The sequence below is a fragment of the Rhizobium nepotum 39/7 genome (assembly GCF_000949865.1).
Taxonomy (GTDB): domain Bacteria; phylum Pseudomonadota; class Alphaproteobacteria; order Rhizobiales; family Rhizobiaceae; genus Agrobacterium; species Agrobacterium nepotum.
Genome location: NZ_JWJH01000007.1, coordinates 24968 through 51797 on the forward strand (window position 1 = coordinate 24968; position 26830 = coordinate 51797).

Annotated in this window: 20 protein-coding genes; 7 read left to right on the plus strand and 13 right to left on the minus strand. The window is 59.2% G+C overall.

Annotated features, from left to right (window positions below; all coding sequences use genetic code 11):
• The first annotated feature begins 191 nt into the window (after window positions 1–191).
• The 6 genes from RS75_RS08425 to trxA all read left to right on the plus strand — a co-directional run bounded on the left by RS75_RS08425 (window position 192) and on the right by trxA (window position 12163).
• The gene (locus tag RS75_RS08425) at window positions 192–2774 is read left to right on the plus strand and encodes a sensor histidine kinase (RefSeq protein ID WP_045019250.1); all 2583 of its coding nucleotides are present in this window, start codon (window positions 192–194) and stop codon (window positions 2772–2774) included.
• Window positions 2771–4282, plus strand: a complete 1512-nt coding sequence (gene tsaE / locus RS75_RS08430; protein ID WP_045019251.1) for a tRNA (adenosine(37)-N6)-threonylcarbamoyltransferase complex ATPase subunit type 1 TsaE — start codon at window positions 2771–2773, stop codon at window positions 4280–4282. Before RS75_RS08425 ends, tsaE begins: the two co-directional genes overlap by 4 nt.
• Before the next feature lie 16 nt (window positions 4283–4298).
• On the plus strand, window positions 4299–5036 hold the full coding sequence (locus RS75_RS08435; RefSeq protein WP_045019252.1) for a nucleotidyltransferase family protein: 738 nt from the start codon (window positions 4299–4301) through the stop codon (window positions 5034–5036).
• Window positions 5033–8218 (plus strand): double-strand break repair protein AddB, encoded by a 3186-nt coding sequence (gene addB / locus RS75_RS08440; protein ID WP_045019253.1) that lies wholly within the window; start codon window positions 5033–5035, stop codon window positions 8216–8218. Before RS75_RS08435 ends, addB begins: the two co-directional genes overlap by 4 nt.
• Window positions 8208–11765: a double-strand break repair helicase AddA gene (addA, locus tag RS75_RS08445; RefSeq protein WP_045019254.1), complete on the plus strand. Its 3558-nt coding sequence runs from the start codon at window positions 8208–8210 to the stop codon at window positions 11763–11765. The genes addB and addA overlap by 11 nt, the downstream gene beginning before the upstream one ends.
• A 77-nt stretch (window positions 11766–11842) precedes the next feature.
• Window positions 11843–12163, plus strand: coding sequence for a thioredoxin (gene trxA / locus RS75_RS08450; protein ID WP_045019255.1), 321 nt, complete (start codon window positions 11843–11845; stop codon window positions 12161–12163).
• 49 nt (window positions 12164–12212) lie between these two features.
• Here trxA and RS75_RS08455 read toward each other — a convergent pair whose 3' ends face one another.
• From RS75_RS08455 to RS75_RS08490, 8 genes are all read right to left on the minus strand, one after another.
• Window positions 12213–13592, minus strand: a complete 1380-nt coding sequence (locus tag RS75_RS08455; RefSeq protein WP_200893622.1) for a bifunctional folylpolyglutamate synthase/dihydrofolate synthase — start codon at window positions 13590–13592, stop codon at window positions 12213–12215.
• Between the two features lie 87 nt (window positions 13593–13679).
• Window positions 13680–14573 carry an acetyl-CoA carboxylase, carboxyltransferase subunit beta gene (gene accD / locus RS75_RS08460; RefSeq protein ID WP_045019256.1) on the minus strand — a complete coding sequence of 298 codons (894 nt, stop codon included), beginning with the start codon at window positions 14571–14573 and terminating at the stop codon, window positions 13680–13682.
• Between the two features lie 27 nt (window positions 14574–14600).
• Window positions 14601–15440, minus strand: a complete 840-nt coding sequence (gene trpA / locus RS75_RS08465) for a tryptophan synthase subunit alpha (RefSeq protein WP_045019824.1) — start codon at window positions 15438–15440, stop codon at window positions 14601–14603.
• Window positions 15441–15444: 4 nt separating this feature from the next.
• Window positions 15445–16665, minus strand: coding sequence for a tryptophan synthase subunit beta (trpB, locus tag RS75_RS08470; RefSeq protein WP_045019257.1), 1221 nt, complete (start codon window positions 16663–16665; stop codon window positions 15445–15447).
• A gap of 1 nt (window position 16666) precedes the next feature.
• Window positions 16667–17329, minus strand: a complete 663-nt coding sequence (locus RS75_RS08475) for a phosphoribosylanthranilate isomerase (RefSeq protein WP_045019258.1) — start codon at window positions 17327–17329, stop codon at window positions 16667–16669.
• 102 nt (window positions 17330–17431) lie between these two features.
• Window positions 17432–18199: a M48 family metallopeptidase gene (locus RS75_RS08480; protein WP_045019259.1), complete on the minus strand. Its 768-nt coding sequence runs from the start codon at window positions 18197–18199 to the stop codon at window positions 17432–17434.
• Window positions 18200–18267: 68 nt separating this feature from the next.
• Window positions 18268–19500, minus strand: a complete 1233-nt coding sequence (locus RS75_RS08485) for a polyhydroxyalkanoate depolymerase (RefSeq protein ID WP_045019260.1) — start codon at window positions 19498–19500, stop codon at window positions 18268–18270.
• Window positions 19501–19729: 229 nt separating this feature from the next.
• Entirely contained in the window at window positions 19730–20572 is an 843-nt protein-coding gene (locus tag RS75_RS08490) for a fumarylacetoacetate hydrolase family protein (RefSeq protein ID WP_045019261.1), read from the minus strand.
• Window positions 20573–20699: 127 nt separating this feature from the next.
• Between RS75_RS08490 and RS75_RS08495 the strand changes: the two genes are divergently transcribed.
• Entirely contained in the window at window positions 20700–21302 is a 603-nt protein-coding gene (locus RS75_RS08495) for a nitroreductase family protein (protein WP_045019826.1), read from the plus strand.
• Between the two features lie 103 nt (window positions 21303–21405).
• On the opposite strand, the gene gyrB is transcribed toward RS75_RS08495, so the two are convergent.
• From gyrB to RS75_RS08520, 5 genes are all read right to left on the minus strand, one after another.
• On the minus strand, window positions 21406–23841 hold the full coding sequence (gene gyrB, locus RS75_RS08500; protein ID WP_045019262.1) for a DNA topoisomerase (ATP-hydrolyzing) subunit B: 2436 nt from the start codon (window positions 23839–23841) through the stop codon (window positions 21406–21408).
• Window positions 23842–23996: 155 nt separating this feature from the next.
• Window positions 23997–24362, minus strand: coding sequence for a helix-turn-helix domain-containing protein (locus RS75_RS08505; protein WP_045019263.1), 366 nt, complete (start codon window positions 24360–24362; stop codon window positions 23997–23999).
• A complete protein-coding gene (locus tag RS75_RS08510; RefSeq protein ID WP_045019264.1) occupies window positions 24359–24928 on the minus strand; it encodes a Smr/MutS family protein in 570 nt (189 codons plus the stop codon). The genes RS75_RS08505 and RS75_RS08510 overlap by 4 nt, the downstream gene beginning before the upstream one ends.
• On the minus strand, window positions 24925–26037 hold the full coding sequence (mltA, locus tag RS75_RS08515; RefSeq protein ID WP_045019265.1) for a murein transglycosylase A: 1113 nt from the start codon (window positions 26035–26037) through the stop codon (window positions 24925–24927). Before mltA ends, RS75_RS08510 begins: the two co-directional genes overlap by 4 nt.
• On the minus strand, window positions 26034–26732 hold the full coding sequence (locus tag RS75_RS08520; RefSeq protein ID WP_045019266.1) for a Tim44/TimA family putative adaptor protein: 699 nt from the start codon (window positions 26730–26732) through the stop codon (window positions 26034–26036). The genes mltA and RS75_RS08520 overlap by 4 nt, the downstream gene beginning before the upstream one ends.
• Window positions 26733–26830: the final 98 nt, after the last annotated feature.

Consider the following 26830-nt stretch of genomic DNA (forward strand, 5'->3'; position numbering starts at 1 on the left):
ACTGAAATTACACAATATGTAGATGCCGTGCGCTTGACAAAGCGCACGGCATCTTTTTTGCGCGCTCCCTTTCCGCAAATTTATGAAGGCGGTATTGTCATCGAACTTGATTCGGACACGCCAAAGGGCGGCGTGGACGAAATGGGATGTCTTGTCGAAGATGCGGCACATAGGACGGAGACAGACCGGGGATGACGGTTCACAATTCGGATCTGCGCGAGCAGACAGTTCAACGCGTTGAAAACACGCATGCTGGCGTGGCATTGAGCGCGGCTATGGCGCGTTGCCGGCTGGCGATCAGTGCTGTCCGGACAGGCCTTGCGCGGATTCCCGTTCTGATGTCTGGCACTGTTCTCGCTGGCTCTGCAAGCGTGGCATTGGCGCAGGACGGTCTCGTCGCAAAGACCGGCGCGCGACTGTTTTCGTCCGGTGAAACCATCACCTATTCGCTTTTTGTCGGCATGCTTTCGGCAACGCTGTTTTCCGTTGTCTGGCTGGTGCGCCAGCGCGGCAATATCGAGGCGGAAAGCAGCGAATACCGCCAGGCGCTTGCGCAGTCCCACCACAAGATCGCGAAATACGAAGCACTGATTTCGGACAAGAGCCGGCGCATCGTCATCTGGGACGGCGCGGACAAACGCCCCGAATTTCTGGGGCAATTGCCCGTGGAGACGGGTGCGCCGCAGGCCGATCACGATTTTCTGGCCTTCGGGCGCTGGCTGAAACCGTCATCGGCGAGCCAGCTTGAAAAATCCCTCGAAAAACTTCGCAGCCATGCGCAGAGTTTCGATCTGACCATCGAGACGCAGCGCGGCGAAGTCATTGAAGTTCAGGGGAGAGTTTCCGGCGGCAATGCCTTTGCGCGTTTCGTCGCTCTCAACAACCTGCGCGCCGAACTGGCCGAATTGCAGGTGGAGCGTGAGCGTCTGGTCGCCTCGGTGTCGACATTTCAGGAGCTTCTCGATTCGATCGAGCAGCCCGTCTGGCGGCGCAATGGCGAAGGCGAACTCATCTGGGTCAACCACGCCTATGCGCATGCTGTGGATGCGCGCGATGGCGAACAAACCATCCACGAAAAACGCGAGCTTCTGAACACCGTTACTCGGCAGAAGATACGCGCGGCCGCGACGCCGAGTTCGCCCTATCACGACCGCATTTCGACGGTTGTTTCCGGAAACCGCACCTTCTTCGACGTTGTCGATATCAAGACGGCAGGCGGTTCGGCGGGTATAGCCATCGATGCCACCGAAGCGGAAACCATTCGTGAGGAACTCAAGCGGGTTCTGAAAAGCCACGCCGAAACGCTGGATCACCTGGCAACGCCTGTCGCCATTTTCGACGGCCGGCAGCGGCTGCAATTCTACAATCAGGCATTCGCGGCTCTCTGGGGTTTCGATCTCGTTTTCCTCGAATCAGGCCCTGATAATTCCGAGCTTCTGGACAGGCTGCGCACCGCCGGCAAACTGCCCGAGCAGCTGAACTGGAAAAACTGGAAAGAGACGGCGCTTTCCGTCTACCGCTCGCTCGATACCAAGACCGATCTCTGGCATCTGCCCAACGGCCAGACGTTGCGGGTAATCGCGACCGCCCACCCGCAAGGCGGCGCGACATGGGTCTTCGAAAACCTGACCGAGCAGGTCGATCTGCAAATGCGCTACAACACGCTCGTAAAGGTGCAGGGCGAAACCATCGACCATCTGGCCGAAGGTGTGGCCGTGTTCGGGGCGGATGGCCGCATTCGCCTGTCCAACCCCGCATTCCGGGCGCTCTGGGGCGTTACCGCGGAACAGGCCGAGACAGGCACCCACATCCGCGCCATCGAGACCACCTGCACGCAATCCTATGACAGGCCGGACGGCTGGCGCTCCTTCAGCCAGTTCATCACCAGCTTCGATGATGAACGCCCGTCGAGACAGGGAACGCTCGAACTGCTTTCCGGCCTCGTGCTCGACTACGCCATCATTCCGCTACCGGACGCACAGACCATGCTGACATTCGTCAACATGACCGACAGCGTGCGGGCCGAGCGGGCGCTCAAGGAAAAGAACGACGCGCTTCTCAAGGCCGACGAGCTGAAGAACGATTTCGTGCAGCATGTCTCCTACGAATTGCGCTCGCCGCTGACCAATATCATCGGCTTCACCGATCTCCTGAAGACCCCGGGTATTGGAAGCCTCACGGAACGTCAGGCTGAATATCTCGACCATATTTCCACCTCCTCCTCGGTCCTTCTGACCATCGTCAACGACATTCTCGATCTCGCGACCGTCGATGCGGGCATCATGCAATTGAATTACGCGGAAAACGACCTTAACGAATTGCTCGACGACGTTTCGGTGCAGATCGCCGATCGGCTGCAGGAGAGCGGCATTTCGCTGGAGATCGTCGCGCCCGCACATCTTGGCAGTCTGGTCGCGGATCATCAGCGCCTGAAGCAGATCCTCATCAAACTGCTGACCAACGCCATCAATTTCGCGCCTGAGGGATCTTCCGTTCAGCTTTCCTGTCAGCGCAGCGAGGGCGACTTCCTGTTCTCCGTGGCGGATAAGGGACCGGGCATTCCCGAAGACATGATCAAGGCCGTGTTCGACCGCTTCGCAACACGTGGCAATGGCGGGCGACGCACTGGCGCGGGGCTTGGCCTTTCCATCGTGGAAAGCTTCGTCAGCCTCCATCATGGCACCGTCAGCATAGACAGCCGGCCCGGCAACGGCACTATCGTCACCTGCCGCATTCCTTCCGGCACGCGCCCGCATTCCATCGCCGCAGAATGAGCGCCGACATCTTGCCGATCACCCTTTCCCTCGAGGGAGAAAAAGACACCATCAGATTGGGTGAGGACCTCGCGCTGGCTTTGAAGGCCGGCGATTGCCTGGCGCTCATCGGCGATCTCGGTGCCGGCAAATCCACCCTCGCCCGTGCCTTCATTCGCGCGATGGCGGATGCACCGGATCTGGAAGTTCCAAGCCCTACCTTCACGATCATCCAGACCTATCCCTTGCGCATTCCGGTTGCGCATCTCGATCTTTACCGGCTTTCGGATGTCTCCGAGCTGGACGAGCTCGGCATCGACGAGTTGCTGGAAGATGGTATCTGTCTGATCGAGTGGCCGGAAATGGCCGCCGAGGTTCTGCCACCGGACCAGACCATCAGCCTGCGGCTGACCCATTCCGGCGAAGGACGCCTGGCCGTCATCGATGCCCCGCCAAAACAGAAAGCGCGGCTCGAGCGCGTTTTCGCCATTCGCGAATTCCTCGCGAAAAATGGCAGAGGTGATGCGGCCCGCCATTTTCTGAGCGGCGATGCGTCCACACGCGCCTATGAGACCATTTCCACTGATGGCCCGGACCTTATTCTGATGGACTGGCGACGCCCCTTGAGAGGTGCGATCGTCGCGGACGGCAAAACCTATGCGGAAATCGCCCATCTTGCCCAAGACGCACGTTCCTTCGTGGCGATCGGCAATTATCTGGGAAATAGCGGCTTTTGCGCGCCTGAGATTCTGGCGGCGGATATCGATCAGGGTATTCTTCTGCTGGAAGACCTCGGACGGGACGGCGTGCTTGCGCCTGACGGAACGCCGATAGAGGAACGTTATCTGCAAAGCGTCGCGTGTCTTGCCGCCCTTCATCAGGCCCCGCGGCCCGACGTCCTGCCGGTGGGTGACGGCAGCGTCTATGAGGTTCCCGCCTTCGACCGGGAGGCGATGAAGATCGAAGTTTCGCTGCTGGCGGAATGGTATCTGCCGCATAAACGCGGCAAACCGCTGTCCGATGCCGAGAAGCGGGACTATTACGCCCTTTGGGACGGCCTGATAGATACGCTAGCCAGCTGCGAAACGGGACTTTTGCTGCGCGACTTCCATTCGCCGAACATCCTTTGGCAGGAGCAGAATGTCGGCATCCGGCAAGTCGGCATGATCGATTTTCAGGACGCGATGATCGGGCCGACGGCCTACGATCTTGCCTCCATCGTGCAGGACGCCCGCGTCACCATCTCACCTGAGCTGCAGGCCCGCCTGCTTTCGCACTATCTGGAACGCAGAAGAAAAACGCCGTCTTTCGACGAGGCGTCTTTTCTCAAGGCTTTCGCCATCATGTCGGCGCAGCGAAACTGCAAGCTGGCCGGTATCTGGGTGCGGCTGATGGAACGGGATGGAAAACCCGGTTATATGAAACATATGCCGAGGACGTTCCGCTATCTCACCGCCACGCTTTCGCATCCCGAACTGGCACCGCTCAAAGACTGGTGCGTCCGCATGGGCATGGAATTTAAAGACTGAAAGACGGTTGACCACGATGACGATCAAGAACGCGATGGTGCTGGCCGCAGGGCTTGGCACACGGATGCGCCCGATTACGGATACGATCCCGAAGCCGCTCGTCAAGATCGCCGGCAAGCCGATGATCGACTATGCGCTCGACGCCCTCGTCGAGGCCGGGGCGGAGAAGATCGTCGTCAATGTGCATCACCATGCCGAACAGATGATCGCCCATCTCGAAAACCGCTCCGACGCCGAAATCCTGATTTCCGACGAGCGGTCGCAACTGATGAATTCCGGAGGCGGGCTTGCCAAGGGCCTGAAACTTCTGGAGCCCGGTCCCGTCTTCGTCATGAATGCCGATCTTTTCTGGATTGGCGAACAGCTGAATGCCGTCAGCAACCTGCGCAAGCTCGCTCAATTCTTCGACGCCACGCGCATGGATATGGCGCTGCTCTGCGTCGACATGGACCGCACCACCGGCCATAACGGCAAAAGGGATTTCAACCTTTCTGCCGATGGAAAATTGGTGAGATATAGTGATAGCGACCCGAACCCCGTGGTTTATGCCGGCGCCATCGCCATGGATTCGCGCCTGCTGGACGACGCCCCGGCGGATGCCTTCAACCTCAATATCTATTTCGACCGCGCCATCGAAAACGACCGGCTTTTCGGGCTTTCGCTTGATGGCCACTGGATCACCGTCGGCACGCCCGACGCGATAGAAGACGCCGAGAGCATCATCCGGCAATTCAGGGAAAAGCGCTCTGCATGACTTTGACCCACCACGCAAAGCGCGTCCTGACGATCGCTGCGGGAACACCGTTCCTCAAAACGCTCGCGGAAACGCTGTGTGACGGGACACTGACAGCAGGCTATCAATATGACCCGGCCGATCCCCTTTCGCTCGCCAAAGTGACGATCTATGTGCCGACCCGGCGCTCCGCCCGCGTGTTGCGCTCGGAATTCGTTGATCTTCTGGGTGGCCGTTCCGCCATTCTGCCGCTGATCCGGCCGCTCGGCGAAACGGATGACGACAGCGGTTTCTTCGAAATCGAAAATCCTGAGATCATGGATCTGGCGCCGCCGATTTCCAGCACCGGCCGGCTGGTCGAACTGGCGCGCCTCATTCTCGCGTGGCGCAACAGCCTGCCGGACGCCATCCGGGCGATCCATTTGGATTCGCCGCTCGTCGCTCCCGCCAGCCCCGCCGATGCCATATGGCTGGCGCGCGCGCTTGGCGAAGTGATCGATGCGATGGATACGGAAGAAAAGGAATGGGAGGCGCTTGCGCATCTCGATACCGGCGATCACGCCCAATGGTGGCAGCTGACGGCGGATTTCCTGAAGATCGCCAGCGTGTTCTGGCCTGCCCGTCTTGCCGAACTCAACCGCACCTCCGCAGGCCGACATCGCAACGGCATCCTGCGGGCGGAGGCGAACAGGCTTGCCAACCTGCCGGATACGGGACCGATTATCGTGGCCGGCTCCACGGGCTCCATTCCGGCGGCAGCAGACCTCATCGCCTCCGTCGCTTCCCTGCCCCAGGGCGTCGTCGTGCTTCCGGGCCTCGATCTTTTGATGCCGGAGGAGCAATGGGAGGCGATTGCCGAGGATCCCACCGATCCTTCGAGCCGCACCCATTCGCAATATGGGCTCTACATGCTGTTGCAGAAGCTTGGCATCATGCGCGACGATGTCGTTCAGATCGGCGCCATCGATGACGATCTCGAAAAGCGTGCGACGGTATTTTCGGCGGCACTCGCGCCGGCCAAATCCACCAGCGACTGGAACCGGTGGCGCGAGGACCGGCAACCCGGCTTTTTCGACGATGCTTTCGCAGCGGCGTCCCTGATAGAGGCTGCCAACGAGCGCGAAGAGGCTACCGCGATCGCGGTGGCACTGCGGCTGGCGCTTGAAGCGCCGGGCGCTGGCCGCCCGTCTCAGGCAGCGCTGATAACCCCGGATCGCGGGCTGGCGCGGCGCGTGGCGACGGAGTTGCAACGCTTCGGCATCGAAGCCGACGATTCTGCCGGCACACCATTATCCGCCACACCACAGGCGGGACTGACGCAACTGGCGCTGGAAGCGATTTTGAGACCCGGAGACCCGGTGCCGGTCATTTCCCTTCTGAAACATCCGCTCAGCCGTTTCGGGCTTTCTGAAGAAGCATTCACGAAAGCATCGAAAGCACTGGAGCTGATCGCACTCAGGGGAGGCCGCGTCGAAACCGAAATCGGCAATCTGGAAGCGGTTCTCGATGCGCAACTGGCAGCACAGCGCGATGACAGGCACCCGCCCGCTTGGCGGCTGGCACTGCCGGAAGGAAGCGTCGATGCCGCGCGCGATCTTGCCCGCCGGATCGCCGTTTCGACAGACCCCCTTGGCAGTGCATTCATCCGCCGCGATCGGTCGGGCCGGTCTTTCACGGACAAATTGCCGCTTTCCGACTGGGCGGAGCGCACAGGCCGGGTGATCGAAGCCATCTGCGCGGATGAAAACAACGAACTTGCCGCGCTCTGGTCCGGCGAAGCGGGTGACAAGCTTTCCGGCCTGTTTGGCGAATTGATGGAAAGCGGCGAAATCCTCGATGCAGACGGTCCGCAATGGGCTGATATCTTCGCGGCACTGGTGGCCGGCGAATCGATCAAGCCACGATCCATGCGCCATCCGCGCATCTTCATTTTCGGCGCGCTCGAAGCACGATTGCAGAGCGTCGATACCGTCGTGATCGGCGGCCTTAACGAAGGGCTTTGGCCGGGGCAGACGGCAAACAATCCGTTTTTGTCCCGCAACATGAAGACAGCCATCGGTCTGGAACCACCGGAACGACGCATCGGCCAGCTGGCGCATGATTTCGAGATGGCGAACGGCACCCGGCAGATCTTTTACACCCGGGCGCTCAGGCAAGGCTCGACACCTGCCGTCACATCACGCTGGCTGCAACGGCTTCTGGCACTCGGCGGCGAGGATTTTGCCGGCCAGCTGAAAAAGCGCGGCGAGACCTATCGCCACTGGGCGGCCCTTATGGATGCAAGCATCGACCAGGAGACGGCAAAGCGCCCTGCCCCGAAGCCGCCGGCCGAGTTACAGCCGAAGAGTTATTCCTTCAGCGAAGTTGGCAGGTTACGCCGCGACCCCTATTCGATCTATGCGCGACGCATCCTGAAGCTCGATCCTCTCCACCCGTTCAACCGTGACCCAAATGCCGCCGACCGTGGCACGCTCTATCATGCGATCATCGAGCGTTATTCCCGCGAGGGGCATATTCCCGGTACACCGGCATCGCTCGAAGCCATGCAGCGTATTCTGGATGAAAGTTTCGACGCGCAAGACCTTCCCTTGCATGTCGATGTCATCTGGCGTCCGCGTTTCGAGGCGGTGGCCCGCGCCTTCATCGACTGGGAGAAGGAACGGTACCCATCCATCCGTCGCAGCTTTTTCGAAGCCCGTGCCGGACAGGAAATCCCCGAAGCGGGCGTAAGACTGACCGGCATCGCCGACCGTATCGACATCAAGACCGGCGGTCAGGCGGATATTATCGACTACAAGACGGGGCTTGCGCCTTCGGTCAATCAGGCACGTGCCCTGCTCGACCCGCAGCTTGCGCTGGAAGCAGCGGCGCTGATGCGCGGCGCGTTCCGCGAGGCGGGTTCGCACACGCCGGAAAACCTCATCTATGTGCGCCTGCGGCCGGGTGAACGTTTTTTTGCCGATCAGGTGAACAACGAGCATTCCAACCGGGGCGGCAAGAAAGCACCTAAATCAGCAATTGAGCTGGCAACCGAATCGATCGACCAGCTGGCCAAATTCGTGCGTTCGCTGCGTGATGGCGAAAACGGTTTTGCTTCGCGGCTGGTGCCGGAGGAGCAACAATCCTACGGCGGGGAATATGACCATCTCGCCCGCGTTTCGGAATGGTCAACGGCGGAACCGGGAGACGGCGATGATGATTGATCCTATCGATCACGGGCCTGCCACGGACACCCCTCAAAGCTGGATCGACTGGACCAGCGACCGGCAGCGGCTCGCCTCCGATCCCGCGAGTTCCGCGTGGGTTTCGGCCAATGCCGGTTCCGGCAAAACCCACGTGCTGACCCAGCGCGTCATCCGCCTTCTTCTGGCCGGATGCCGCCCCTCCGCTATTCTGTGCCTGACCTATACCAAGGCGGCGGCGTCCGAAATGTCGAGCCGCGTTTTCGATCGTCTGGCGGAATGGGCGACTTTGCCGGATGCCGATCTTAGGGATCGCGTCGCCGCCATCGAAGGAAAAACGCCGGATCGCATCAAGCTCGCCGAAGCGCGGCGGCTGTTCGCCAAGGCGCTGGAAACGCCGGGCGGGCTGAAAATCCAGACAATCCACGCTTTCTGCGAAGCACTGCTGCATCAGTTCCCGCTGGAGGCCAATGTCGCCGGCCACTTCTCCGTTCTCGACGACCGCGCCGCAACCACCCTGCTGGCCGAGGCGCGGCGCTCGCTTTTAACGGCAGTTTCGACGGAGGGAGACACTGATCTCGCGCAATCGCTCGCCTATGTGCTTGATCTCGCGGATGAAAGCGGGCTGGAATCGCTACTCACCGCCATCATCGCCAATCGCAGCGCCCTTCGCGCCTTTTTGCTCGAGGCAAAACAGACGGGCGGCATCGATGCGCGATTGCGGCAGGCGATGCAGATAGAAGCGGGTGAAACCGAAGAAACGGCGGCGGCGGCGTTCTGGCCCCTGCCCGGTCTCTCGGGGCTTTCCCTCGACACCTATCTGACGCTTGCCGATGAAGTAGGCGGATCGCGCGTCATCGATGTCGCCTATGCCTTGCGGGAAGCAAAACGGCAGGCGGATCCCGTGCGGCGCATGGAATTCATCGAAGCAGCCTTACTGACGGCCAAGGGCGAGAAAAAATCCGATGCCTTTGTCATCAACAAGGGCATGCAGAAATCGGCACCCGATCTTGTCGACGCGCTGACGCTTGCGCGAGATCATGTCGTTGCCTGCCGCAACCGCTATCGTCTGGTGCGGATGCTGGAGGCGACGAAATGCGCCCTTGTTCTGGCCGAAAGGTTGATCGGCGATTTCGAGGACCTGAAAAAGCAGCGAAGCCAGCTCGATTTCGAGGATCTGATCGAACGCGCCGCCAACCTCCTCAACCGCGATACGGCGGGCGCCTGGGTGCATTACAAGCTGGACCAGGGTATCGACCATATTCTCGTCGACGAGGCGCAGGATACCAGTCCGGTGCAATGGTCGATCATCCAGTCGCTGGCGGCGGATTTCTTCACCGGCGAGAGTGCCCGCTTGGGCCGGCGCACGCTTTTTGCCGTGGGTGACGAAAAACAGTCTATCTATTCGTTTCAGGGCGCGCGGCCGGAACGATTTTCGCAGGAGCGCGACGAGACCAAAAGGCGTGTCGATTCGGTGGAGCAGGCGTTTCACCGCATCCGCCTGCCGCTTTCCTTCCGTTCTACCGAAGATGTGCTGGCCGCCGTCGATCAGGTCTTCTCCGACCCCAAAAATGCCAGCGGCCTCAGCGCCGATAACGAGCCCGTCGAGCACCGCTCCAACCGCGCCGGCCACCCCGGCACCGTTGAAGTCTGGGATATTGTAGCGCCGGAGACCGCGGAGGACGAGGAAGACTGGACAGCACCTTTCGACGCATTGCGGGAAAGCGCGCCGGCCACCATCGTTGCCCGCCGGATCGCTGCGCGCATTGCCGGAATGATCGGGAATCAGACCATCATTGAAAAGGACGTGGAACGGGCCGTCGAGCCGGGCGACATTCTGGTGCTGGTCAGAAAACGCCACGCTTTCGTCAACGCGCTGACCCGTGAGCTGAAGCGACGCAAGAATATTCCCGTCGCCGGTGCCGACCGTCTTCGCCTGACCGACCACATCGCCGTGCAGGATCTTCTGGCGCTCGGCCAGTTTGTCGTCCTGCCCGAAGATGATCTTTCACTGGCCGCACTTTTAAAAAGCCCGCTTTTCAATCTTGCCGAAGACGACGTTTTCGACGTCGCTGCAACGCGATCGGAGACGGAGAGCGTGTGGCAGAGGTTACGAACGCTTTCGCAGGAAGAGAACAGCCACTTTCCCACAGTCGTCAGCAAGCTCGAAAACTTCATCGCGCTTTCAAAAACGGCAACGGTGCATGATTTCTTCGCGGCGGTTCTGACCCTGCATGACGGGCGCAAAAAGTTCTTGGGTCGTCTCGGCAACGAGGCGAGCGATGTTCTGGACGAGTTCCTGTCCTTTGCGCTGGACCATGAAAGAACGGGCCTGCCCGGCGTGCAAGCCTTCCTTTCCGTTCTGGAAACCGATTCGCCGGAGGTGAAGCGTGAACAGGACAAGGATCGCGGCGAAGTGCGCATCATGACCGTGCACGCCTCCAAGGGCCTGGAAGCGCCGGTTGTTTTTGTCGTCGATGGCGGTTCGAAAGCCTTCAACCACAGCCATGTGCCGAAACTGCGCTTCATCGAAGCGGATGGGGATGCCGTCCCCGTCTGGCTGCCCGGCAGCGGCTTTTCCAATCATCTCATTCGCGCCGACGAGGACCGCCTGAAGACGGCCGCCGAAGACGAATATCGCCGGCTGCTTTATGTGGCGATGACGCGCGCTGCCGATCATCTGGTCGTTTGTGGTTATCGCGGCCAGAAGGAAAATCCCGAGTGCTGGCATGCCATCGTCAAGGCAGCGCTTGCCGACAATGAAAAGCACAGCCAGCCGCAGCTCTTTACGGCCGATGGCGAGGAATGGCAGGGGCTGGTCTGGCGCAAGTCGGAGGCTCGCTCGACACCTGCCCCGCAAAGGCTGCCGGAACCGCAGGGGCAAGAAGAATATGCTCTTCCGGCAGGACTTCTCGCCCCCTTGCCTGCCTTGCCCTCATTGCCAAGGCCGCTTAGTCCTTCCGGCGCTGGCACCATCATCGATGACGGCGCGGACGATCTGGCCGTGCGTTCGCCGCTGTTCGGTGAAAAGGCCGGTGCTTCCTCCCTGGCGCTGCAACGCGGTCGGCTGGTGCATCGCATGCTGCAGGCCCTGCCGGATTTTGCCGAGGCCGAACGCGAAGAAGCGGCCCGCCGCTATGCCGACCGTGCTGCCCGTTTCTGGCCGTCCAGTGAGCGCGAGCAGCTGATACAGGCGGTTTTGCGGGTCATGTCCGAACCGGCCGTGCAACCGGCATTTTCACCCAACAGCCGCGCGGAAGTTTCCATCATGGGGACCATGACGATCGGCAGGCAGCATTATGCCGTTTCCGGCCGTATTGACCGGTTGGCGGTGGATGGCAACCGCGTCATTCTGGTCGATTACAAGACGAACCGCGTTCCGCCGCGCGACGCGCGCGAGATCCCCTTCTCCCATACGGCGCAGCTTGCCATTTATCGCGAAATTCTGGCACCGCTTTACCCCGGCAAGGAATTTGTCTGCGCGCTGATCTATACCGAAAATGCCGCATTTGTGACGGTTGGCGATGATGCGATGAAGCAAGCCCTTGCCGCAATAAAGACAAAGTGAGATACCGGGGCATTGAAATTCCGACGCGCCCGCATCACATCGATAGCGGAAAAGATTCACTGAAAGGAGAGCCAGATATGGCTACCGTAAAAGTCGACGCCGCCAACTTCCAGTCCGAAGTCCTCGAATCCTCCGAACCTGTCGTGGTGGATTTCTGGGCCGAATGGTGCGGCCCGTGCAAGATGATCGCGCCGAGCCTTGAAGAAATTTCGTCCGAGCTTGCCGGCAAGGTCAAGGTCGCAAAGCTCAATATCGACGAAAACCCGGAACTGGCCGCCCAGTTCGGCGTTCGCTCCATCCCGACCCTTGCAATTTTCAAGGGCGGCGAAGTGGCCGACATCAAGGTTGGCGCCGCACCCAAGACAGCGCTTTCGGCCTGGATTTCCGGCGCCGCTTAAATCGTTTTTGATGGAATAAAGAAAAGCCCGGCAGCGATGCCGGGCTTTTTTACTGGGGAACCGTACCGTTCAACGCAAGTGCGTTTCCGGCGAGATAAAGCGAGCCGCCGATCAGGATGCGCGGCGGCGGCCCTTCAGGATCAACCCGGCGCGACAACTCGTCCAGCGCTTCGGTCAGGGAAGAAGTCGGTGCCGCCACCAGACCGGCATCGAAGGCCGCATGGGCGAGCACGACGGGATCGATCGCCGCATCGGTGCCGCCGATCGGCACAGTGAAGACATATTCGGCAATATCGGCGAAAGCCTTGAAATATCCCACTGGGTCCTTGGTGTTGATCAAGCCCGCTATGATGAAAAGCGGGCGCGGTGTCTTTTCTTCAAACCCTGCCATGGCCTCGGCAATGACTTCGCCCGCGCCGGGATTGTGACCGCCATCGATCCAGATTTCCGCGTCCTTCGGGGCCATTTCGGCGATCTTGCCGGTTACGATGCGCTGTAGACGGCCGGGCCATTCCACCGAAGTCATGGCCTTTTCGATCATCCGTTCCGTCACTTCGAAACCTGCGGCCTTGACGGCGCGGATCGCGGCGGCGGCATTGGCGAGCTGGTGGCGACCGGGAAGCCGAGGCAGCGGCGCATCGGTCAGGCCGAACTCGTCCTGATAGACCATGCGGCCAAACTCTTCATGCGCGGAAAAATCCTGTCCATAGACAGACGCCGGGCAACCAAGCCGCTCCGCCGTGGCAACGAGGGTATCCAGCGCCGCATCATGCTCCTGATGGCCAATGACGACGGGTGAACCCTTCTTCATGATGCCCGCCTTTTCGGCGGCGATCAGTTCAACCCGGTCGCCGAGATAGGCCTCATGATCGAGCGATATCGGCATGATGATGGAAACGGCCGGGTGGTTGATCACATTGGTCGCATCGAAACGCCCGCCAAGCCCCACCTCAACGATGGCCGCATCGGCTGGATGTTCCGAAAAAAGGAGAAACATAACCGCAGTCAAAATTTCGAAAACGGTGATTTTTTGTCCTTCGTTCGCCACTTCGATGCGACGCAGGGCGTCCGCGAAGACGGCATCCTCGACAAAGCGGCCTCTCTCGCCAGCGACGCCGATACGATAACGTTCGTGCCAGTTTACGAGATGCGGCTTGGTATGGACGTGCACCGCCAGTCCGGCCGCCTCCAGCAAAGCCCGGCAAAAGGCGCTGACCGAACCCTTACCATTCGTGCCTGCGACATGGATAACCGGCGGCATCCTCTTTTGAGGATCGTCGAGTTTTTCCAGAAGACGGGAAATTCTATCCAGCGAAAGATCAAAACCCTTGGGGTGGAGCTGCATCAGCTCTTCGATGATCTGTTCGGCCTCGCCGATTGCGGGCTTCGTCATATCTTCTGTTCGCCTTTCAGGCGTCGTCTTGGCCATTTTGTCCGCCGCACCCGAGATGAAATCATACAACGTATAACATCATCCCGAAGGCGATTTCCCGCCTCCGGGCGACATATTTTTCCGTCAGGCCGAAGCCGCAAGCGGAACGACCGCGTTCGCTTCTGCCGGAGCCTTCGTCATGATCTTGAGAAGGCTCGCCAGCGTATCGGGAATTTCGCGGCGGTCGATCACCATATCCACCATGCCGTGCTCGAAAAGGTATTCCGACGTCTGGAAGCCTTCGGGGAGCTTTTCGCGAATGGTCTGCTCGATCACGCGCTTGCCAGCAAAACAAATCTCGGCACCCGGCTCGGCGATATGGACGTCGCCCAGCATCGCGTAGGAAGCGGTCACCCCACCCGTCGTCGGGTTTGTCAGAACCACGATGTAGGGCATGCCCGCTTCTTTGAGCATGTTCACCGCAACCGTGGTGCGCGGCAGCTGCATCAGCGAGAGAATGCCTTCCTGCATGCGGGCACCGCCGGAGGCCGGAAACATGACGAGCGGGCAACGCTCGGAAATGGCGCGCTCGAACGCCTTGACGATGGCTTCACCGGCCGCAATGCCGAGCGAGCCGCCCATGAACTGGAATTCATGCACGACGGCAACGATCTTCAGCCCCTTTAGATGACCGACGCCGGCAAGGATCGTGTCTTCCTGTTCGGTCTTCGTCCGACTGTCGCGCAGACGATCGGTATATTTCTTGGAATCGCGGAACTTCAGCGGATCCTGCGCCACCTTCGGCTGGGGCAAGGCCTCATAGACGCCGCCATCGAAGAGATCGATAAGGCGCGCCTTTGCCGGCATCTTCATGTGATAACCGGAAGCCGGAATGACCCACTTGTTGTCTTCCAGATCCTTGTGGAAGACCATTTCGCCCGTTTCCGGGCACTTGATCCACAGGTTCTCCGGAACCTCCGGGCGGCGGCCAAGCATGGAATTGATCCGGGGCCGTACGTAATTGGTGATCCAGTTCAACTGACTACTCCTTACTGGGCCGCGCGCTTATACCGCAGCGGCAAGGCGCGACGCACGCACGCCCGTTGAAAGTCCCTTTACCAGCGTCGTAACGGCCGGCACGGTATCGGTGGTCGCCTGTCCGTCCTTCGTCAGGCTACCGGCGATCTGGTTGACGATGGCCGAACCGACCACCACACCATCCGCCACAGCACCGATTGCCTGAGCATGATCGGCCGTCTTGACGCCAAAACCGACACAAACCGGCAAATCCGTATGCGCCTTGATACGACCGACCGCGCCCGAGATCAACGAGGGATCTGGAAGTGCGGAACCGGTAATGCCGTTCATGGAGACATAATAGACGAAGCCTGAGGTATTTTTAAGAACGGCAGGCAGGCGCTTGCCATCCGTCGTCGGCGTGGCGAGACGGATGAAATTGACGCCGCGCGCCAAGGCAGGCACGCAAAGCTCGTCGTCCATTTCCGGCGGCAGATCGACCACGATCAGGCCATCGACACCGGCCGCCAGCGCATCGTCCAGAAACCTGTCGACGCCGTAGATATAGATCGGATTGTAATATCCCATCATCACGATCGGGGTCGCATCGTCGTCTTTGCGGAACTCGCGGGCGAGATCAAGCGTGGTTTTCAGCGTCTGGCCGCCTTTAAGCGCCCGCTGTCCTGCCAGCTGGATCGCCGGGCCGTCCGCCATCGGGTCGGAAAACGGCATGCCGAGCTCGATGACATCGGCACCCGCTTCCGGCAAGGCCTTCATGATGCCGAGGGAAGTTTCGAAGTCCGGGTCGCCGCCCATGAAATAGGTGATCAGGGCCGGGCGATTTTCCGCCCGCAGATCGGCGAAGCGCTTGTCCATACGTGCAGTCATGATCTTATACATCCATTCCAAGGAACTTGCTGACGGTGTGGACATCCTTGTCGCCGCGACCGGAGAGGTTCATCAGGATGATTTCGTCCTTGCCCATCTTCGGCGCGCGCTTGATGACTTCCGCCAATGCGTGGCTTGGCTCCAACGCCGGAATGATGCCTTCAAGGCGGGTCAGCATCTGGAAGGCTTCCAACGCCTCATGATCCATGATCGGCACATATTCCACGCGGCCGATATCGTTCAGCCAGGAATGCTCAGGGCCGATGCCGGGATAATCGAGACCTGCGGAGATGGAATGGCCTTCCTTGATCTGGCCGTCGCCGTCCTGAAGCAGATAGGTGCGGTTTCCGTGCAAAACGCCCGGCGAACCGGCCGTGATCGATGCGCAATGTTCATCACCCGAAAGACCCTTGCCGCCAGCTTCTACGCCAACGATGCGGACATTCTTGTCATCAAGGAAAGGATGGAAGATGCCGATGGCGTTCGAGCCACCGCCGACAGCCGCAATGATCATATCCGGCAGACGGCCTTCCGCCTCCAGCATCTGTACCTTGGCTTCCTCGCCTATCACCGCCTGGAAATCGCGGACCATTTCCGGATAGGGATGCGGACCGGCCGCCGTGCCGATCAGGTAATAGGTATCGTCGACATTGGTGACCCAGTCGCGCAGGGCCTCGTTCATGGCATCCTTCAGGGTGCCGTGACCGGCCGTCACCGGCTTCACTTCAGCGCCCAGAAGCTTCATGCGGAAAACATTCGGCGCCTGACGGGCAACATCCGTCGCGCCCATATAAACGACGCAAGGCAGGCCAAAGCGCGCCGCGACGGTGGCGGAGGCAACGCCGTGCTGGCCGGCGCCGGTTTCGGCAATGATGCGGGTCTTGCCCATGCGCTTGGCAAGCAGGATCTGGCCCAGACAATTGTTGATCTTGTGCGAGCCGGTGTGGTTCAGCTCTTCGCGCTTGAAATAGATCTTCGCGCCGCCGAGTTCCGCCGTCAGGCGTTCCGCGAAATAAAGCGGGCTTGGACGGCCGGTATAGTGGGTGCCGAGATATTTGAGTTCGGCCTGGAACTGAGGATCGGTCTTGGCCTTGTCCCATTCCGCCTGCAAATCCAGAATGAGCGGCATCAGCGTTTCGGCAACGAAGCGGCCTCCGTAAATGCCGAAGCGGCCGTCCTCATCGGGACCAGCGCGGAAAGAATTGGGTGTTGGCGCGTCGTTCACTTCAAGCTCCCTTTGGGCCTTTCGACCAATCATTCACCACATCGAAGAATGCGTCGATCATGGCCAGATCCTTGACGCCCGGCGCGCTTTCGACACCGGACGATAAATCTATTCCGCTTGCCCCCGTCTCGGCCAGAGCCTCGGCGACATTATCCTTATTCAAGCCCCCGGAAAGCATGTAATCTATACTTCCGTCAAGAGAGCGCAGGATGGTCCAGTCGAAGGAGACGCCGTTGCCGCCCGGCAGATCGGAACCGGCAGGCGCCTTGGCATCCAGCAGGAAACGGTCGGCTATGCCGATATAGGGATCGATCTTGGCAAGATCAGCGGCATCGCGAACGGAAAGGGCTTTCATCACCGGGAGACCGTAGATCGCCTTGATGTTCAGCACCCGTTCCGGGCTTTCGCTGCCGTGCAACTGCAGAATATCCGGCTTCAACAGATCGACGATCTCATCCAGATCGTCATTATCGGCATTGACGGTAACGGCGACCACCTTGGCGGCGCCACGGGCGGCTTCCGCCAGCCTGCCGGCGATATCGGGCTCGATGTTGCGCGGGCTTTTTTCAAAGAAAATAAAGCCGACATGGGAGGCACCGCGCCTAACGGCACGTTCCAGCGCTTCCGGTGTCTTCAATCCGCAAATCTTGATATCCGGTTTCATATCCGCGACCTGACACGAAATGCGACAAGAGTCGAGCCAAATCGCACCCGTTTTCCATGGAATGTTTCACGTGAATCCAGATGGCGATCCACGTCTCCACTTTCAATCAAAATCGATGGCGTGGAGTTTGGAGCCATGGCGTTTCAGCCATTCCTTGGCTTCCTGTGTGTGTGGGCAAAGCTTTTCGCACAGCGCCCAGAATTTCGGGCCGTGGTTCATTTCGCGCAGATGCGCAACCTCATGGGCGGCGAGATAATCGATGATCTTCTCCGGTGCCATGACGATGCGCCATGAGAAACTCAGATTTCCATCATGGGAGCACGAACCCCAGCGGCTGCGGGTATCTTTCATGCTGATGGACCGCACCGGCTTTCCGGCGGCGCTTGCATGAACGGCAACCAGTCTTTCCAGATCGGCCTTCGCTTCCTTTTTCAGAAAGGTCGCCACCCGTCTGCGCAGATGTTCGGGCGCGCCGCTGACCTTTAAAACCGCCGTGCCGTTCTCGTCTTTGGCGATATGGGTCAGGCCCCGCAGGCTGCCAGTGTGGTGGATATGATGGGATATGCCGCGAATATCGATGGTCGCACCGTGATGCAAGCCGTCATCGGCGCCGAACTTTAAAAGCTTGCCTTCCAGCCAGCCTTGATGCCTTTCGAGAAAATCATCCACCTGGCCGTGGTGAAGCCCGATCGGGATCGTCAGCGCCAATGCCCGACCACCGGGTTCGATGCGCAGGGTGATACGCGTGGCACGCGGATTTTCCTTCACCGTAATCGGCACATGCCGACCGGCGACCTCGACCGTGCGCTGGCTCGGTGCCGTCTTTTTTTGCGCCGGCGACTTCACGGATTTTCTGAGGAACGAAAACATGAGTGGTTCATAGCCGATTCGACACCGGCTTGGCCACGCAAATGCGCGGCTTCGCCTGCCATTCCACTCTATGCGGTCTCATGCTTGCGGATGAATTCCAGCATACGCGGCACGATCTCCTTGCGGAAACGCGACCCGTTGAAGACACCGTAATGGCCGACATCCGGCTGCATATAGTGGGCGCGTTTTTCATCAGGGATATTCCGGCAAAGATCGTGGGCCGCCCTGGTCTGGCCAACGCCGGAAATATCGTCATTCTCGCCTTCCACGGTGAACAATGCGACATTGCGAATGGCAGCGGGATCGACCGCCCTGCCCCTATGCAGCATGTTTCCCTTCGGTAATGCGTGTTCGATAAAGACCGTTTCCACCGTCTGTAGATAGAACTCCGCCGTCAGATCCATGACGGCCAGATATTCGTCGTAAAAATCGCGGTGCTTTTCGGCGGAATCGCCATCGTTCTTGACGAGATTAAGGTAGAAATCCTTGTGCGCCGTCATGTGCTTGTCGAGGTTCATGGACATGAAGCCGGATAATTGCAGGAAGCCGGGATAAACGGTCCTGCCGAAAGCGGGCTGCGGCCACGGCACCTGCATGACGACATTGTCGCGGAACCATTCGATTGGCTTGGCCGTGGCAAGACCGTTGACCGCAGTGGGATTGATGCGCGTATCGATCGGGCCGCCCATCAATGTCATGGATGCCGGCGCGAAACTATTCCCATCGGCTTCCATGAGAGAGACGGCGGCCAGCACCGGCACCGACGGCTGGCAGACGGCGACCACATGCGCGCCCGGCCCGATCTCGCGCAGCATATCGATGACATAGCTGATGTAGTCGTCGAGATCGAAGGTCCCGTCGCTTACCGGCACCATGCGGGCATCGATCCAGTCGGTGATGTAGATATCCGCCGATGGCAGCAGTGCTTCGACCGTCCCCCGCAGCAATGTGGCATAGTGGCCGGACATCGGCGCTACCAGCAACACCTTCGGATCGGACTTGCGGGCCGTATCGAGTTCTTTTTTGAAATGAACGAGATTGCAGAATGGATGCGACCAGACGATTTCTTCGGTCACAGCAACGGTCTCGCCATCGACAACCGTGGTGCCAAGACCGAATTCCGGCTTGACGTAACGGCGTGTCAGGCGTTCGAACACCTCAAAGCCGGCATCGAGGCTGCGCCCGAAAGCGGTGCTGGAAAGCGGGTTCAGAGGATTGCTGCAGGCCTGGCGCATCATATCGGCACCTGCGCGCAGTGGCGCCATTGCCGCATGGTTCATTTCATAAAGGTGGTAGAACACTGATTACGCCTCCCTCGCGGATCAAGCTCTTTTTTTGACCATAGCAGCTTTTCGCAACTGCACAAAACCGAAGACGCCGACGGTTTCCCGCCGGCGTCTCAATTCAGTTGAACGCTAGAGCACGTCCAGTTTAAACGGAATCGTTAGACGTGCTTTATCTGTTTGGCGTTACGCATTTTCCGGACATAAAACCCCTGCGCGCTTTTACTGGAAATGCTCTGGTCGACAATCAGATGTCGGCGACAAAAGTCTGCTTCTGGGAACCGAGGCCCTCGATGCCGAGTTCAACGACATCGCCGGACTTAAGGTAACGCGGCGGCTTCTGGCCCATGCCGACGCCGGGAGGCGTGCCGGTGGAAATGACATCACCGGGATGCAGGGACATGAACTGGCTGAGATAGGAAACGACATGCGCGACGCCATAAACCATGGTCTTGCTGGAGCCATCCTGCATCGTCTGACCGTTGACCTTCAGCCACATGCCGAGGTTCTGCGGTTCAGTGATTTCTTCCTTCGTCACCAGCCAGGGGCCGATCGGACCGAATGTGTCGCAGGACTTGCCCTTGGTCCACTGTCCGGCGCGCTCCGTCTGGAAGGCGCGTTCGGAAACATCGTGCGAAACGCAATAACCGGCGACGTAATCGAGAGCATCGGCTTCCGAAACATATTTAGCCGTCTTGCCGATGACCACGCCAAGCTCGACTTCCCAGTCGGTCTTTTCGGAACCGCGCGGAATGACGACATCATCATTCGGGCCGACGATCGCAGACGTTGCCTTCATGAAAATGACAGGCTCCGGCGGTACGGTGGCACCGGTTTCAGCGGCGTGGTCGGAGAAGTTGAGGCCGATGCAGATGAATTTTCCGGTTCCGGCAACGCAGGCGCCAATGCGCTCTTCGCTAAGCACGGGAAGAGTGCCAAGGTCGATGGCGGCGATCTTCTTCAGGCCTTCCGGAGAAATGGCTTCCCCACCGATGTCTTTGACATGGGCGGACAGATCGCGGACTTTTCCTTCCGCATCGAGGATCGCAGGTTTTTCCTGGCCGGGCTGGCCAACGCGCATCAATTTCATGGAACTCTCTCCCGGTTGTCAGACAAGATAATGCATATATGAACGATGCATTCATACTTGTCACCCCTTGACTGCTCTGACTTTCGAAAAATACCTTTTCCTTCCCGTCAACCAAAAGGACACGTCTGTGACGAACAGCAATTCCCGGCAATCCGAATATCCCGTCGATCCCCTCTTCCTCGATCGCTGGTCTCCGCGCGCCTTTGATGGCGGCGCCATGCCGCACGAACATCTGCTGACCATTCTCGACGCAGCGCATTGGGCGCCCTCGGCTTCCAATCAGCAGCCGTGGCGGTTTGTCTATGCGCACAAGGATAGCGAAAACTGGCCGCTTTTCGTGGAACTTCTGGTGGAGGCAAACCAGCGCTGGGCGAAAAATGCCTCCGTGCTGCTCTTCGTCATCTCCCGCAGCTACAATATCTCGCGCGAGGGCGAGAAAAAACCATCCGGGACCCATTCCTTCGATGCCGGCGCGGCGTGGTTTTCGCTTGCCATGCAGGCGCATCTGCTTGGTTACCACGCCCATGGCATGGCTGGCATATTGAAAGACCAGATCGTTGAAAAGCTTGATGTTCCTGATGGATACAAGGTGGAGGCGGCGGTTGCCATCGGCACCATGACCGACAAGGGCGTTCTTCCAGACGATCTGGCGGAACGGGAAGTGCCGAGCAAGCGGCTGCCCCTTTCAGACGTAGCTTTCGAAGGGCGGTTCATCGTCAAGGCCGATTGATATGCGGCAAGTCCGATGACAAAAGGCCCAGAGGAAATCAACCACCGGGCCTTTTGTTAAAGTTTCGTTTCACGTGAATCGTTATGCGAGACGCCCCACAGGACTAGATATCGAGGTTCGCAACGCTCAGGGCATTTTCCTGAATGAAGTCGCGGCGCGGTTCCACCTCGTCGCCCATCAGGCGGGAAAACAGGCCATCGGCATCCGTCGCATCAGGGACCTTGACCTGCAGCAGCGATCGGGCATTGGCGTCGAGCGTCGTTTCCCACAGCTGCTCGGCATTCATTTCGCCGAGACCCTTATAACGCTGCATGGAAAGACCCTTGCGGCCTGCAGCGAAAATCGCCTCCAGAAGCGCCCGCGGACCGGGGAGTTCCATCGTACCGTCCTTGCGTTGCAGGACCGGCGGGGTGGCGTAGATGTCGCGCGTGCGAGCTGTGAGCTGATCGATATGCCGGGCATCGGCCGAACCGATGAGGCCCATATCCAGCGTCGAGACTTCTTTTACGCCGCGCACCATGCGCTCGAAGCGCAAACCGCCGTCTTCCAACACCGTGCCAGACCAGCCGCGTTCGGTTTCTTCCGCAATCATGTCGAGACGCCGCGCCACTTCGGCAACGGTTTCCTCGGCACGCGCGGCATTGGCCGAAAGCTCGGGGTTGAGCGCACCGGCAATGGCGGCCTGCTCCACAATCGAGCGGCTGTAGCGGGAGTGCAGGCCATCGATCAGCATGCGCATGCGCACAGCGTCGAGAATGACCTCGCGGAGATCGGCGCCGATGCGCACTTCTCCAGAGCCGAGCGTGAGCGACGCTTCCTCAAGGCCCATGGAGATAAGGTATTCTTCCAGCGCCTTCTCATCCTTGAGATACTGCACGGATTTGCCGCGCGTCACCTTATAAAGCGGCGGCTGGGCGATGTAGAGATGGCCGCGCTCGATCAGTTCCGGCATCTGGCGGAAGAAGAAAGTCAACAGCAGGGTACGGATGTGGGCGCCGTCGACGTCAGCATCCGTCATGATGATGATCTTGTGGTAACGCAGCTTGTCCGCGTTGAATTCATCCTTACCGATCGACGTGCCGAGCGCGGTGATCAGTGTGCCGATTTCCTGGCTGGACAACATCTTGTCGAAACGGGCGCGCTCAACGTTCAGGATTTTACCGCGCAGCGGCAGGATGGCCTGCGTTTCGCGCGAGCGGCCCTGCTTGGCCGAACCGCCAGCGGAGTCGCCCTCGACGAGGAAGAGTTCGGATTTCGCCGGATCACGCTCGGAGCAGTCGGCAAGCTTGCCGGGCAAAGAGGCGATATCGAGCGCACCCTTGCGGCGCGTCAGTTCGCGCGCCTTGCGGGCGGCTTCGCGGGCAATAGCCGCTTCCACCACCTTGCCGACAAGGATCTTCGCGTCAGACGGATGTTCTTCGAGCCAGGTGGACAGAGCCTCATTGACGAGACTTTCCACGACCGGGCGTACTTCGGACGAAACGAGCTTGTCCTTCGTCTGCGAGGAAAACTTGGGGTCTGGGACCTTGACGGAAAGAATGGCTGTCAGACCTTCGCGGCAGTCCTCACCCTGCAAGCTCACCTTTTCCCTTTTCATGATGCCGGATGTCTCGGCATAGGATGTCATCTGGCGTGTCAGCGCTGCGCGGAAGCCGGCCATATGGGTGCCGCCGTCGCGCTGGGGAATGTTGTTGGTGAAGCAGAGTACATTTTCATGGTAGCTGTCGTTCCACCAAAGGGCGACCTCAACCGTGATGCCGTCCTTTTCGCTATAAATGGCGATAGGCTTGTCCACCAGCGGTTTCTTGGCCCGGTCGAGATAACGCACGAAGGCTTCAAGACCGCCATCGTATAGCAACTCTTCCTGCTTGATATCCGAATGACGCTTGTCGGTGAGCACGATACGCACGCCGGAATTCAAAAACGCCAGTTCGCGCAGGCGGTGTTCCAGCGTACCAAAATCGTAATCCGTCATGGTGAAGGTTTCGGGACTGGCCAGGAAGGTGACTTCCGTGCCGGAGCGGCCTTCATATTCGCCAATGACGGAGAGCGGCGCATCGGCAACGCCATGGGTGAAGGAAATCTCGTGCAGCCTGCCGCTGCGGCGGATCCTGAGCTTCAGCCAGACGGAGAGCGCATTCACCACCGACACGCCAACGCCGTGCAGACCGCCGGAAACCTTATAGGAGTTCTGGTCGAATTTTCCGCCGGCATGAAGCTGCGTCATGATGACTTCCGCAGCGGAAACGCCTTCGGACGAATGGATGTCGGTCGGGATGCCGCGTCCGTTATCCGTTACCGTCACAGATCCATCGGCGTTCAGCGTCACCGTCACCAGATCGGCATGACCCGCGAGTGCCTCATCGATGGCGTTGTCGACCACTTCGTAGACCATGTGATGCAGGCCGGAACCGTCATCGGTATCGCCGATATACATGCCGGGCCGTTTGCGCACAGCATCAAGACCCTTGAGGACCTTGATCGAATCGGCTCCGTATTCAGTGTTCGCGCCGACTTCGCTTGACGATGTTTCGGTCATAAGTACTCTTTCCAAAATTTCCTGGCCAAGTTTTCAGTGAGAAGGCCCGAAGCCTGCGAATCACTCAAATCCGACATACGACTATAGAAATTCTACACCCAAACCCAAAGGCTGCATGCCTCAGGACGCTGCATAAAGCAGGGGATAGAGGGGTTTCAATCGCAAGAACGGCTTTTTTGCAGCACCGCTGACAGTTCCTCTATCACACTCGGCGGCAGCTTGCGAATATCCCGCGCCAGCCGATTGGCGAAAGCCGTATATTGCGGCGGCAGACCCACCGTGTCGATCGCCACCTTCGGGTCGGAGGAACCGGCGAGAAAGAACAATTCCTCTGCCTCGTCCCAGATAATGTTGAAATATCCGGCGATGCGCTGGAGAAGATCGAAGCTCGGCTTGCCGCGTTTCCCGTGTTCCAGCGCCGAGAGGTAAGCGGGAGAGACGCCGATTGCCGCCGCCATTTCCCTCTGCGTTACACCCTTGCGCTCGCGAAGCAGCCGCACGGCCTCGGCAAAGGGCGTCATGATTTTTCACCCTTGCGGCGCGCCAGCCGGACATAGAGCGCACCATCGCCGCCGTGATTGGCCGATGCATCCTCATAGGACGAAATCAGGTGACGATATTCCGGTTTGGAGAACCACATGGGCACAGCTCTTTTCAGCGCACCGTCACTGCCGATGGAGCGCCCCTTGCCGGTGATGACGAGCACATGCCGAAGGCCCCGTTCGTGCGCCCGCAACAGAAAATCGAGCAGAACCGCATGGGCTTCGCTCTGGAACATGCCATGCAGATCGATACGTCCTTCCAGCGGCAGCCGGCCGCGCGTCAGCTTACGCTTGACCGGCTTTTCCATCGGCTGATGAATTTTGAGCTTCTTGTCCGGCGTGGCGGGCAGCACCTCCACCGGCTCAGCAAGCATGCGCGGGAAGACACCGATGCCGGTTTGCGGAACGACGGGTTCCGCCGGGGTTTCCTCAATATCGTCGAAAGCCAGCAAATCCTCCAGCCTGCCGGAGATCGGCCGCGCAGTTCTTGCGACTTTACCCCACAGAATGCGTTCTTCCTTGCCGAGCTTCCGACTACCCTTCATCGCCGATACCTTTCCGCAGCAACATGCGGCAACAGTATATAAAAATCGGCATCGTTGCGCACCGTGCCCGCAAGTTCTCCCGCTTCTAAACCGGAACCGGTGAAAATATCTCCCCGGGCAGGTCCGACAATGGCCGACCCCGTATCAAGCGCCAGCATCAGCCGCGCGAAGGATTTTCCTTCATCCAGATGGGTCAATGACGGCGCATGGATGAAAAAGGGAAAACCGAAAGTATGGATAAGCCTGTCCACCGCAAGCGCCCGTCCAGCGACCAGCGGCACTTTGGCGGCGGCGATCGGTCCCATGCCCAGCTCGGCGACATCGGCCACCCGGAAAAAAATATAGGAGCGGTTATGCCACAACACCCCGTCCACCTCATCCGGATGGTCGGCAAGCCATTTGCGGATCGTCTGCATGGAGACCGTTTTAGGATCGAGTTCCCCACGATCCAGGAGCAGCCGGCCGATCGGCGAAAACGGATGCCCGGCCTTGGCGGCGTAGGTAATGCGTTTTACCTCTCCGTCAGGAAACAGAAGACGGGCAGCGCCCTGAACATGGACGAAAAACAGATCGACCTTGGATTTAGCCCAGGCGATCTCAAGTCCCCTGCCCTCCAGATATCCTTCATCGATCGCGCGGCGATCGGGAAAAAAGGAAATACCGTCCTCGTCTTCCTTGCCGAAAGCAAAGGACGGATCAAAACCGGCGGGACGATTATTATCGTCTATATCCACCAACTCCGGCGGACGACTGTAGATTGGATACCGCCAGGTATCGTCACGGGCGGACGATACCTCGATCTCCGGCTCATAAAAAGCAGTTACGAAACCGCTTTTTCCTCCGGGCGGTGAAATTTTAAAAGGCACACAATTCGTTTCGAAAAACCGGCGCGCCTGTTCCGGACTATCGGCCTGTCCCTGATCGGCCATATCCAGAAGAGAAACCAGATCGGCGGCGGTGAGCCCGAGAGCGCCGGTCCTGTAAGGTTTTGCGGTCCGGAGATGCGACAGGATGGTCCGCATCGTCGGGAAAAGCGTGCGCGGATCGTCTTCCTGCCATCCCGGCAGATCACCGAAAGAAACTTCTTCGAACGAAAAGGGCGTATTCATTGCTCGGATTCGGTGGCAATCAGCTTCCAGTTCGGGTCACGCGAGCGAACGTCACGCGAGAAGGTCCAGATGTCGTCCACTTCCGCAACGTTATCCGGATCGCCATCCACCAGCTTGCCGTCCTTGTCATAGGTGGCCGAAATCAGCTGGCTGACAATTCTGATCGTGATCTGCTCTTCGGAATCGCGGATACCCGCCTGGGTGATATCGGCTTTTTCTATTCCGATGAAAGTGGACTTCACGACCTCGCCGCGACCTTCCCGCTCGGAAATAGCCGCATCGAACCCGTCGAAAACCTCTTTCGACAGCAGGTTCCTGAGTGTCTTGCGATCGCCATCGGCAAAACCCATAACGATCATCTCATAGGCCATGCGGGCGCCGTTCAGGAATTCCTTGGGGCGGAATGTCGGGTCCTTGGTCATCAGCTCGCGCAGGGATGTATTCAAGGCGGTATCGACAGGTGCCAGAGCATCCGCCTCGGCAAAGCGGTTTTCATCCTCCCCCTCGGCGCGTTTCGGCAGGGTCACGACCTTGTTATCGTCCGTGACCGGGCCTTTCGCGACATCGCGCGGGCTATAGGGATCGAATGGCGGCTTCTCATTGCCGGTTCGGCGCCCGAGAACGCTGCGCAGCTGAAGAAAGATCAGCACCGCCGCAACGAGAAAGAACAATGTGATAAAGTCGCTAAAGCCCATCTTTTACCAAAACCGCCATTTAAATTCAAAAACCTGAACATCATATAGTCTGCATCTTATCATCATTCAAATGTGCAGATTCAATCATCGGTGTTCTC

Coding starts and splice junctions, on each gene's coding strand:
- RS75_RS08425 (WP_045019250.1), top strand. CDS start 192: ATGACGGTTCACAATTCGGATCTGCGCGAGCAGACAGTTCAACGCGTT.
- tsaE (WP_045019251.1), top strand. CDS start 2,771: ATGAGCGCCGACATCTTGCCGATCACCCTTTCCCTCGAGGGAGAAAAA.
- RS75_RS08435 (WP_045019252.1), top strand. CDS start 4,299: ATGACGATCAAGAACGCGATGGTGCTGGCCGCAGGGCTTGGCACACGG.
- addB (WP_045019253.1), top strand. CDS start 5,033: ATGACTTTGACCCACCACGCAAAGCGCGTCCTGACGATCGCTGCGGGA.
- addA (WP_045019254.1), top strand. CDS start 8,208: ATGATGATTGATCCTATCGATCACGGGCCTGCCACGGACACCCCTCAA.
- trxA (WP_045019255.1), top strand. CDS start 11,843: ATGGCTACCGTAAAAGTCGACGCCGCCAACTTCCAGTCCGAAGTCCTC.
- RS75_RS08455 (WP_200893622.1), bottom strand. CDS start 13,592: ATGGCCAAGACGACGCCTGAAAGGCGAACAGAAGATATGACGAAGCCC.
- trpA (WP_045019824.1), bottom strand. CDS start 15,440: ATGACTGCACGTATGGACAAGCGCTTCGCCGATCTGCGGGCGGAAAAT.
- RS75_RS08475 (WP_045019258.1), bottom strand. CDS start 17,329: ATGAAACCGGATATCAAGATTTGCGGATTGAAGACACCGGAAGCGCTG.
- RS75_RS08480 (WP_045019259.1), bottom strand. CDS start 18,199: ATGTTTTCGTTCCTCAGAAAATCCGTGAAGTCGCCGGCGCAAAAAAAG.
- RS75_RS08490 (WP_045019261.1), bottom strand. CDS start 20,572: ATGAAATTGATGCGCGTTGGCCAGCCCGGCCAGGAAAAACCTGCGATC.
- gyrB (WP_045019262.1), bottom strand. CDS start 23,841: ATGACCGAAACATCGTCAAGCGAAGTCGGCGCGAACACTGAATACGGA.
- RS75_RS08505 (WP_045019263.1), bottom strand. CDS start 24,362: ATGACGCCCTTTGCCGAGGCCGTGCGGCTGCTTCGCGAGCGCAAGGGT.
- RS75_RS08510 (WP_045019264.1), bottom strand. CDS start 24,928: ATGAAGGGTAGTCGGAAGCTCGGCAAGGAAGAACGCATTCTGTGGGGT.
- mltA (WP_045019265.1), bottom strand. CDS start 26,037: ATGAATACGCCCTTTTCGTTCGAAGAAGTTTCTTTCGGTGATCTGCCG.
- RS75_RS08520 (WP_045019266.1), bottom strand. CDS start 26,732: ATGGGCTTTAGCGACTTTATCACATTGTTCTTTCTCGTTGCGGCGGTG.